At 43.4% G+C, this 10,888-nt stretch carries 10 protein-coding genes, 1 tRNA gene and 1 pseudogene; 10 read left to right on the top strand and 2 right to left on the bottom strand.

The annotated features are described in order from the left end of the window. The 9 genes and pseudogenes from ruvB to CCU_RS12370 form a co-directional block, all read left to right on the top strand. Nucleotides 1-774: Holliday junction branch migration DNA helicase RuvB (gene ruvB, locus CCU_RS12330; protein ID WP_208896242.1), on the top strand; the 774-nt coding region annotated here is incomplete at its 5' end. A 13-nt stretch (nt 775-787) separates the two neighbouring features. Then, a complete protein-coding gene (locus CCU_RS12335; protein ID WP_015534892.1) occupies nt 788-1,189 on the top strand; it encodes a cell division protein ZapA in 402 nt (133 codons plus the stop codon). Beyond that, the gene (locus tag CCU_RS12340) at nt 1,179-3,533 is read left to right on the top strand and encodes a peptidase U32 family protein (RefSeq protein ID WP_015534893.1); all 2,355 of its coding nucleotides are present in this window, start codon (nt 1,179-1,181) and stop codon (nt 3,531-3,533) included. The genes CCU_RS12335 and CCU_RS12340 overlap by 11 nt, the downstream gene beginning before the upstream one ends. A 407-nt stretch (nt 3,534-3,940) precedes the next feature. Continuing rightward, nucleotides 3,941-5,056: pseudogene (locus tag CCU_RS12345) on the top strand (FtsW/RodA/SpoVE family cell cycle protein). Then, a complete protein-coding gene (locus CCU_RS12350) occupies nt 5,037-6,488 on the top strand; it encodes a peptidoglycan D,D-transpeptidase FtsI family protein (protein WP_015534894.1) in 1,452 nt (483 codons plus the stop codon). Before CCU_RS12345 ends, CCU_RS12350 begins: the two are co-directional and overlap by 20 nt. Before the next feature lie 121 nt (nt 6,489-6,609). Beyond that, nucleotides 6,610-7,062 carry an NUDIX hydrolase gene (locus CCU_RS12355; RefSeq protein WP_022216509.1) on the top strand — a complete coding sequence of 151 codons (453 nt, stop codon included), beginning with the start codon at nt 6,610-6,612 and terminating at the stop codon, nt 7,060-7,062. Nucleotides 7,063-7,125: 63 nt separating this feature from the next. Beyond that, nucleotides 7,126-7,980: a class B sortase gene (locus CCU_RS12360; protein WP_015534895.1), complete on the top strand. Its 855-nt coding sequence runs from the start codon at nt 7,126-7,128 to the stop codon at nt 7,978-7,980. Nucleotides 7,981-8,025: 45 nt separating this feature from the next. Continuing rightward, a tRNA-Leu gene (locus CCU_RS12365) sits at nt 8,026-8,109 on the top strand. A 96-nt stretch (nt 8,110-8,205) separates the two neighbouring features. Then, a complete protein-coding gene (locus tag CCU_RS12370; RefSeq protein WP_015534896.1) occupies nt 8,206-8,427 on the top strand; it encodes a hypothetical protein in 222 nt (73 codons plus the stop codon). 102 nt (nt 8,428-8,529) lie between these two features. Here CCU_RS12370 and sigE read toward each other — a convergent pair whose 3' ends face one another. Beyond that, entirely contained in the window at nt 8,530-9,267 is a 738-nt protein-coding gene (sigE, locus tag CCU_RS12375) for an RNA polymerase sporulation sigma factor SigE (protein ID WP_015534897.1), read from the bottom strand. Further along, nucleotides 9,245-9,709 (bottom strand): sigma-E processing peptidase SpoIIGA, encoded by a 465-nt coding sequence (locus CCU_RS12380; RefSeq protein ID WP_082418048.1) that lies wholly within the window; start codon nt 9,707-9,709, stop codon nt 9,245-9,247. The genes sigE and CCU_RS12380 overlap by 23 nt, the downstream gene beginning before the upstream one ends. 283 nt (nt 9,710-9,992) lie before the next feature. Between CCU_RS12380 and CCU_RS12385 the strand changes: the two genes are divergently transcribed. After that, on the top strand, nt 9,993-10,888 hold an 896-nt coding region (locus tag CCU_RS12385; protein ID WP_208896243.1), incomplete at its 3' end, for a S8 family serine peptidase.

The following is a 10,888-nucleotide window of genomic DNA, read 5'->3' on the forward strand; positions in this document are numbered from 1 at the left end:
GTAAATATCAAGATCACCTCGGGACCTGCCATAGAAAAGCCCGGTGAGCTTGCCGCGATACTCAACAATCTGTCGGACAACGACATTTTGTTTATCGATGAGATACACAGACTCAGCACACAGGTTGAGGAGGTGCTCTATCCGGCTATGGAGGATTACGCAATAGATGTTGTGATAGGCAAGGGCGCAGGTGCAAGGTCGATCAGACTTGATCTGCCAAGATTTACACTGATAGGTGCAACGACGAGGGTCGGAATGTTGTCGGCTCCCCTAAGGGACAGATTTGGAATGGTGGACAAGCTGGAATTTTATACCCATGACGATCTGAGAGAGATAGTGATGAGGTCAGCGGAGGTTCTTGGAGTTGACATAGACGAGGAGGGTGCACTTGAGATCGCAAGAAGATCAAGAGGTACACCGAGACTTGCGAACAGACTTCTCAAGCGCTGCAGGGATTATGCTGAGGTGTGTCATGACGGCCATATAGATCACGATGTTGCTAAGGCCGCTCTGGACAAGCTTCAGGTCGATTCCATGGGACTGGACGTGAACGATAGAAATATATTAATGACAATGATAGAGAAATTTGCAGGAGGGCCTGTCGGTCTGGATACACTGGCGGCTGCCGTCGGTGAGGATCCGGGCACGATAGAGGATGTGTATGAGCCGTATTTCATAATGAATGGATTCATAAACAGAACTCCCCGGGGAAGAGTTGTCACTGATCTATGTTACAGACATTTTGGACTGGATGCATTTATAAAGGATAAGTAAAGGAGAATGGGATATGGCACAGAAGAATGATATCAAGGTGGTAATCAACAATAAAGTATATACATTGAGCGGCCAGGAGAGCGAGGACTATCTCCAGAATGTGGCGACATATATCAATGGCAAGATAGCAGAATGTCAGTCATCTGAGGCGTACAGGAGATTTAACGCAGAGTATCAGAATGTTCTGCTTGCACTGAATATAGCCGATGACTACTTTAAGGCAAAGGATCAGGTCAATCAGATGCTCACCGAGGATGACGACAAGGATAAGCAGATATATGATCTGAGACATGAGGTTATCGAGGTGCAGATAAAGTATGAGTCTGCACAGAAGATGATAGAGGAATACAAAGAGAAGATAAGTGAACTTCAGAGACAGATCATAAAACTTGAAGCGGAGAAAAATGTTAAATAAGACTGAAATTTTGGCACCGGCGGGCAATACGGAGGCGGTGAAAGCTGCAGTCAATGCATATGCAGACGCGGTATATCTTGGAGGCAGTATGTTCAGTGCCCGGGCATTTGCCGGTAATTTTGATGAAAAAGAATTGCTTGATACCATAGACTATTGTCACAGATTCGGAGTGAAGGTCTATATGGCGATCAACACACTGCTTAAGAATGAAGAGATACAAAGGCTCCCATCATATGTGGAGCCTTATTACAGGCAGGGCGTGGATGGGATAATTGTACAGGATATGGGAGTTGTCTCCGTTCTGGGCAAGTCGTTTCCAGACCTTCCATTGCACGGAAGTACACAGCTCAGCGTGTCCAGTTCACAGGGCGCTGCGTTTCTGAAAAGCATAGGCATGACCAGATTTGTGCCATCGAGAGAATTGTCATTGTCAGAAATCACAGAGATCAAGAAAAATGTTGATATAGAGGTGGAGACATTTGTCCACGGAGCGATGTGTTACAGCTATTCCGGAAGGTGCCTGATGAGCAGCTTTGCCGGAGGAAGAAGCGGTAACAGGGGAAGGTGTGCCCAGCCGTGCAGAAAGCAGTATGCCTCAAATGATGTAAATGAGTATATGCTCAGCCTGAAGGATATGTGCATGTTGAAGAGTCTGAGCAGGCTCATAGATGCGGGAATTGATTCTTTCAAGATAGAGGGAAGAATGAAAAAGCCAGAGTATGTGGCTGCAACCGTGACTGCGTACCGTGAGGTCAGAGATGCTTATCTGGCGGGCGAATCAGTGGAGAAACTGGCAGAGGAGCAGGAGAAGAAGCTTCTCGACATATATAACAGGGGCGGATTCTGCTCAGGTTATCATTACACATCCAATGGCAAAAAGATGCTTGCGAACAGCAGACCAAACCACACAGGAATTAAGGTTGGGCGTGTGAATGCGGTAGAAAAGCCATATGTGGATATAAAACTTGACGAGAATGTATCCGCAGGCGATGTCCTTGAGATAAGAGGCAGAAATGGTGATGTGGAGCTCACATGCAATGTGGCGGCAAAAGTGGGAAAGAATGTCAGACTTAAGGCGAAGTCATTCAGGAGCATTGCAAAGTTCAATGATGTATACCGTACAAGAAACGGTAAGCTTCTGGAAGATATACAGAATAATATAATAAATGCCGACAGGAAGATAGAGCTCGTTGCACATGTCAGTGCGTATGCGGATCAGCCATTAGAGCTTAAGCTTTCAACTGTAGAAGGAAAGTGTTCTGTCTCAGTCGAGGGGCCTGTGTGTACACAGGCACTTAACAAGCCTGTCACAGAGTCACAGATAGTTGACAAGATCAAAAAGACAGGCGGTACAGATTATGTGCTCGGGGATATAGCTGCTGATGTATCTGACAACCTGTTTGTACAGATAAGCGCAGTGAACAACCTGAGGCGGGAGGCACTTGAACAGCTTGGACTGCAGATCTCACAGAGTTACAGGCGGGATGGCGGTGCAGTAAGAACTGGCCTGCCTGGCGCTGAAAGACCTCTTGAAAATGTGAAAAACAACACTGTTCACGGTGTTACAGTTGGAGTGTCGGACGCTGACCATGTAAATATTGTTAAGAATTATAAATGGGTCAGCAATGTAATAGTAGATTATAATGTCAGAAAATATGCAGATGAATTGAAGCAGGCCGGATTCAGAGTGATCCTTGCTCTGCCTGAGGTATTGCGGCAGAGAGAGCTTGACAGATATTCAGGCCTTTCCGGTGAACTTGGTTCATTTGACGGTGTGATGATCAGAAATTATGACGAGCTGGGAATTCTAAAGAAGTTGGACTATAAGGGACTCGTGATCGCAGATGCCAGTCTCTATGCGTATAATGATAATGCGTTTGATTTCTATAGAGAGAATATGGGTGATGTGTGCTTTATGTGCTCAAACGAGCTCACACTTGATGAGATACATGGTCTTTCATATGATACACTCATAAAGCTCTATGGTCATCAGAAGGTTATGATCACTGCAAACTGTATAGCAGGCAATTACATGAACGGCTGTGCCTCAAGGAAGATGTCCCGGAATGTCCTGACGGATGACAGGGGAAACAGATTCTATGTCAGAAATGACTGTGCGTACTGCTATAACATTATATATAATGGTGTTCCTACAAATATGATAGACAGACTGGCTGAAACCGGTATTTCAGGTAAAGACTGTTATATTGAATTTACAATTGAGGATACTAATAAAGTAAAGGATATAATGGACAGTCTGGAGCTTGCCATGTCAGGGGAAAAAGCAGTATCCATGTCTGTAGATCAGTATACCAGGGGACATTATTACAAAGGAATCGATTAAGATTTTTTGATAAAGGTGGAAACATGATAACAATAGTAACGGAGATAGCGAAGTATTTGATCATATTTTTTATGGTTTTATACACCGTAAAATGCTTTACGGTTTTATAGCCTGTGCCTGCCGATAAGAAACGGCGGGCGCTTAATGTGCAGATATTTTATGTGTTCATGATACATTTTCTTTGCTATCTGACATTATATCTGCATTATGAGAAGAAGAGCATACTTATATTTTATCTGCTACAGATGATAGTATCCATAACATATATGGTTTCATATCATGCCATTTATAAGGGCTCATCGAGACTTATAACGAACAATATGTCATTCCTTCTTCTCATAGGTTATGTCATGCTGACAAGACTTGATTTTGACCTGGCGAAGAAGCAGTTTATATTTGCCACGATCATGTTGGTGGTGACGGCATTTGTGCCGTTGTTCGTGGTAAAGTTCCCGCAGATAAAGAAATGGAATATATTCTATGCGGTGTTTGGTATAGGCTTCCTGTGCACGGTGTTCATCCCGCATGTGGGAGTTGATAAATATGGTTCAAACAACTGGATAAGCATAGGCGGAATATCGATGCAGCCTATGGAGATCGTCAAGATCATATTCGTATTCTTCCTTGCCAGCTCATTTGAAAAGGCAAAGAACTTTAAGGATATGATGAAAACGATCTGTGTAGCAGGACTTTTCATGCTGGTTCTGGTGGCTGAGACGGATCTCGGTGGTGCGGTGATCTTCTTCATGGTATTTGTCATGATGCTGTACCTTGCCACTGGTAAGCACAGCATACTTATAGGCGGAGGCCTCGGAGGTTCGGTTCTTGCTGTGGTTGGATATATGCTTTTGAAGAATCATTTCAGCCATGTCACCATGAGAATCGATGCATGGCTTAACCCGATCGAATAAATAGATGGAAGTGGATATCAGGTTGCACAGAGTCTGTTTGCGATAGGCTCGGGCGGATTCGAGGGAACGGGTCTGTGCCAGGGACTTCCGACATCGATACCGGTCGTGTCCAGTGATTTTATATTTGCTGCGATATGTGAGGAGCTTGGAGTTATATTTGGACTCTGCCTGCTTCTTATGTATCTGAGCTGCTTCATATATTTCATCAATATATCGATGAAGATAAGAGATGCTTTTTATAAGAATGTAGCCTTTGGTTTTACAATATGCTTCATATTCCAGATATTCCTGAACGTTGGCGGTGTTGTGAAGTTCATACCATCTACGGGTGTGACGCTGCCGCTTGTAAGCTATGGAGTGAGTTCGGTTGTCAGCACACTCATTATATTTGGAATAATTCAGGGTATATGTGTATTAGATAACAGTGGAGTTGATAAAAATGTCAGACAGGAAAGTATCAGCAGGGAAGAGTGGCCAGAGACCCCAGTCGCGGTCAGGGGTCAGTCAAACAGCGGTGAAAAACAACGCAAACAGAAAAAGCCAGTCCAGCGCAAAGCAAAGACAGGATACGACAGGAAAGAGACGAACTCAGATGAATTCTGGGGAGAATAGTGACATTCTGGACAAGAAGACAAATGACAAAAAGAATGTGCCTGTTCTGGTTATAACATATTTTGTTGTCATAATCTTTATCTGTATGTTTGCATATATTATCGTGTTTATGGTGAGGGATTCAAGAACATTCATCGCCAATTCATACAATGGGAGACAGTCTCTCTATGCGGAGAAGATAAAGAAGGGAAGCATCATATCCAGCGATGGAAATGTCCTTGCGGAGACATTGACGGATGATGATGGAAACGAGTACAGAAATTATCCATATTCCAATGTGTTCGCACATGTTGTCGGATATGACAGCAACGGACAGGCGGGACTTGAGATGAGCTCCGCGTACTATCTCCTGACATCAAACCAGAACATAATCACGCAGACATACAACAAGCTCAGAAATGAGAAGAGTCTGGGAAACAATGTCATAAGTACACTGAATACCACGCTGCAGAGCACGGCTTACGATGCACTGGGATATAATGACGGCGCTGTTGTGGTTATGGAACCGGATACTGGAAAGATCCTTGCCATGGTCTCAAAGCCTGATTTTGATCCGAACTATATAGACAGTGTGATAGAGGATTCACAGGATTCTGACAGCTCTTATCTGTTGAATCGTGCAACACAGGGTCTGTATCCACCTGGTTCAACCTTCAAGGTACTCACGGCTCTGGAGTATATTCATGAGAACAGCAATTATCAGAAATATTCGTATGAGTGCGAGGGCGAGGATATATTTGACGGAGTACAGATACACTGCTCAGATTATGCGGTTCATGGAACTGTGGATCTGGCGGACTCACTGGCGAAATCTTGTAACACTTCATTTGCCAATATAGGAATGAAGCTCAACAAGCAGTCGTACAAGGATCTGTGTGAGAAGTTCCTGTTTAACAAGGATCTTCCTTATGACGGATATTACAGAAAATCAGTATTCGAGTTAAATGCAACCTCAGATGATTCGGAGATACCGCAGACAGCCATAGGACAGGGCGACACACTTATAACACCTCTGCACAGTGCCATGATCATGAGCACCATAGCAAACGGAGGAGTCATGATGTCCCCATATCTCATCGACAGGATAGAGACGTGCGATGGCAATCTTGTAAAGACATTCAAGCCGAACACCTACGGTAAGATCATATCTGCATCTGACGCAAGACTTCTGAAGGATCTGATGCTTGGCGTAACATCATATGGTACGGCATCGGATGCATTTGCAGATTGCTCATATACCATAGCCAGAAAGACAGGTACTGCGGAGTTCAACGACAACATGGATTCACATTCGTGGTTTGTTGGATTCTCAAATGTTGATGATCCGGATATAGTCGTATGTGTCATAGTTGAGAATGCAAGCTCAACTGGAGCTTCAGCAAAGTATATTGCCAGACAGCTCTTTGACGCATACTATAATTATGTGAAATAATTGCACAAAATGATGCGTATGCCATTAATACGTGATCATATTTACTTTAAAAATAATTTGACATATGATATACTGACTTCAAGTTTTAATTACACACCCGGAAGAAACAGGAGGAATTGCAGTGATAGAAGCAACAAGCTGTGGAGGGGTGGTAATCTTCAGAGGAAAAGTATTGTTGTTGTATAAGAACTACAAGAACAAATACGAAGGATGGGTTCTCCCCAAGGGAACTGTTGAAAAGGGCGAGGAGCACGATGAGACCGCCTTGCGAGAAGTGAAAGAGGAGACAGGTGTAAGCGCATCTATAATCAAATACGTGGGAAAGAGCAATTACACTTTTAACACGGCATTTGATGTGGTAAATAAGGATGTTCATTGGTATCTCATGATGTCTGACAGCTATTACAGCAAGCCACAGAGAGAAGAGTATTTCGTGGATTCCGGTTACTACAAATACCATGAAGCCTACCACCTTCTGAAATTTCCTAACGAGAAGCAGATACTTGAACAGGCATATTCAGAGTATGTTGATCTTAAGAAAAAGAATCTGTGGGGAAACAAGAAGTATTATTAATCAACAAAAGGACTTCTGTATGCAGGTACAGAAGCCTTTTTAGTTTTCTTTTGAGGGTAAGACATGAACAGAAAGAATGCAGACAGATCAAAACAAAAGAAAAAGAGAACAGCAAAGGATATAGTTCTGGACATACTGCTGGTCGTTTTTTTACTTATAGCAGTTTGGAGCGGTGCGTATCTTGGAAGGTATTATTATATTGCGAAGAATGCGCAGAATAACTTCAATGATCTTAAAGGAATGCTCGATACCGATGGGGATGATACCGAAAAGGTTACGGTGGAGGTCTCGGATAAAAGTAAGGACAATGGCGAGAAGAAGATACTCAAGAAATTCGAGAAGTTATACGAGAAGAACAGTGATATTGCAGGATGGCTCACGATCGATGGCACGACCATAGATTATCCGGTTATGTACACTCCCGATGACAACGATTATTATCTGCATCTGGATTTCGATAAGAACTGGAGTGATCCGGGTACACCGTTCATAGATACGAACTGCAGGCCGTTTGATGACAGAACGGACAATGTTCTCATATACGGACATAACATGAAGTCGGGAATAATGTTCAGAGAGCTGCTTCAGTATGAGGACGAGAGCTTTTATAAGAAGCATAAGAATATCAAGTTTGACACGTTGTATGAGACCGGAACATACGAGGTCATCGGTGCATTCCGATCGGAGATATATCCTGACGATGACACGGAGCACTATCATTATTATGAGTTCTTTAACGCTGCGGATAAGGCGGAATTTGATGAATATATTGATTTTGTCAAGTCAAACACATCATATGACAGCGGTGTTACGGCTGAGTACGGTGATGAACTCATCACACTTTCAACATGCGCTTCACACACTGAGGATGGCAGATTTGTCGTGGTTGCGCGAAGGATAACAGGGGATGATAAGTAGTTGACACTAAATGGGGCATGTGTTAATATAACAAATGTCGCAAGCGCCGGCTTGTCGGAATTGGCAGACGAGGCAGACTCAAAATCTGTTGGTGGCAACATCGTGCGGGTTCAAGTCCCGCAGCCGGCATTATATTGAGCCTGAAACCTGAGTAGAATCAAGGGTTTCAGGCTCTTTTGGTATACGTGGGAATAAGATCTTGAAATGAATGGGCGGTGATATATTATGATGAGTAGAAAAGTAAAACAGCAGGTGAATTCGGCTGTGAATGAGTTGGATATGAATCTGGCGAACAACTACAAGGATCTGGCGCATAAAGCCTTGAAGGAACTTGATGAGCTGGTTACGAAGCTTAATGAGGAGGGGCAGCTCAAGGAAAAGGACTACACCAAACTGAGGGATAAAGTGGATGATTACAAGAGACGTATGGCGGGATATCATCACTGACAGTATGTCATAATGACATAATATCGTCACTGAAAGATTATGACCGGGAGCCTGCAGAACAACGGATGTATGTAGCTTCCCGGTCATATTTGTCTGTGTGTATCAGTATTGCTTCATTATCTCTCTGCGAAGCTTCTTGATTATTCTTTTTTCCAGCCTGGATATGTAGGACTGGGATATTCCCAGGAGATCAGCCACCTCCTTCTGAGTCTTTTCTACCCCACCTATGGTGTTTATTCCATACCGCAGTTCTATGATGGTACGTTCCTTTTCACAGAGCTTTGATATGGCATTGTCGAGGAGATTGTAGTCTACCTCTGTCTCCAGATCACGGTAGACTACGTCCTCATCCGTTCCCAGAATGTCGGACAGAAGCAGTTCGTTGCCGTCCCAGTCAACATTCAGCGGTTCATCGATGGACACCTCTGTTCTGAGCTTGCTGTTGCGACGGAGAAACATGAGTATCTCATTTTCAATACATCTTGATGCGTAGGTGGCAAGCTTTATGTTTTTGTCATTTTTGAAGGTGTTTATGGCCTTGATGAGACCGATCGTGCCTATGGATATCAGATCCTCAATTCCGACACCCGTGTTGTCAAATTTTTTAGCAATGTATACGACAAGTCGCAGATTTCGCTCTATCAGCATTTTCTTTGCGGAATCCGACTGGTTGTTTGTGAGTTCGTTTATGACCACGGCCTCCTCGTGGGGCTCCAGCGGGGCGGGAAGTACCTCGGTTCCTCCAATATAATATATATCTTTGCCGCTTTTCAGGGAGCGCAGTGAAATATTGCTGGCAACAGTAAATTTGAAGTCGTTACCCCTTATTGTGTTTAACATGTCTTTTGCCTCTTTTCATATAATATTTGCTTAAAAGAATACATTTGTCTGTGTGAAGTATATTAAATGTATTTGGGCTGATACCGATCAGTGGTCTGTGTTCCATGTATGAGCTGTCGATGAACATGTAGTCAATGTCCATGGCGAGCATAAGCTGATTTCCGGAGCATATCGTATTGTAGGGAATTATGTGTATTCCGGCCGGAATGTCATCACGGTAATCATATTCATATATGGAAGACGGTTTTTTGATGTAGTCATCGAGCAGTGGAGTCAGTTCCGGTGGAGCCAGTTCGATGGCTACGGCGTATGTAGTCACGGCGACGTTGCGTCCTGTGAGATTGCATCTTAGCGTGTTACCTGTGTCCAGGTAACCGATAGCATTGGTGATCCTTGAATGTCTGCCTAGTAATACATTTGTCAGAAAGTTCAAATAATTCACTTCTTTTCATGTAGTGCAATTGGAATTATATATGTGGGCCGGTAAGAAAATGGTCGTATTACAATAAATGAAGCATCGATATTTCGATTGAATTTTTAATTTGTTGATGGAAATGTGGTTAAGTTTTTCAATATACGACTATATATTTGAAAAATGTGTATAAATCTGTGGATAATGTGGAAAAGTGCTAAAACATCCTAAAAAGTGTGAAATAAGCAAACAATTTGCGACATAGAACGATATTTTGTGCAATATAATGATAAAAAATGAGAAATGTATATGTATGGATGACAAAATAAGTCCTGAACTTAAACTTGCCATGGATGCGGATGGTTACATGCCGTACAGCAGTCTTTATCTTGGATATAACGCATCCGATGATTCGTGGATGCTGATAATCAGACATTCCGGTGACATAGATGATCTTGAGGGAGATATTCTGAATAGCTGCGTTTATCTGCTCGGGGGATATGCCATAGTGAACGTGTATTCCTACAATATAAAAAGGCTTCAGGAGGAGCCGAGGGTACTTTATATCGATAAAGCGCAATATTACAGTTATGGTGCGGGTGTCGCCTATGACAGATACATATCCTGCATAACGGAAAATTTCATGTCGAAGTATGGGCTCACAGGCGAAGGTGTATGTATCGGAATTATAGATAGCGGCGTGAATATCCTCAACCGGGAATTTGCAGATGACGCCGGCTCCAGGATAGTCATGTATTGGAACCAGAATACAGATTATGAAAGGACTTACCCAAACCGCTATGGTCTTGGACGGATATATGATCAAAGTGAGATCGGGCAAATGTATGAGGACAGGCGGCTGCCTGGTGTCATGGGAGAGCAGCATGGCACGGAGGTTGCATCTGTGGCCGCCGGGAGCAATATAGGAGTGGCGGGAAAAGCCCGGATCATTGTCGTTGAACAGTCGCTTGAACGCGCGCTGCCGGACACGATAGGTATAATGATGGGGATAGATCTACTTGTGAGATACAGCATGGAGACTGGAACTCCGGTAGTGATAAATCTTTCATATGGAAATAACTTTGGAGCCCATGATGGCACGTCGACACTTGAGCTGTTTGTTAATTCTGTGGCCCAGATGGCTAAGGTGTGTGTTGTCACGGGTTCAGGAAATGACGGTGGAAGACAACTGCATACCAGCGGTATGCT

Origin of the sequence: Coprococcus sp. ART55/1 (assembly GCF_000210595.1) — a bacterium.
Lineage (GTDB): Bacteria > Bacillota > Clostridia > Lachnospirales > Lachnospiraceae > Coprococcus > Coprococcus aceti.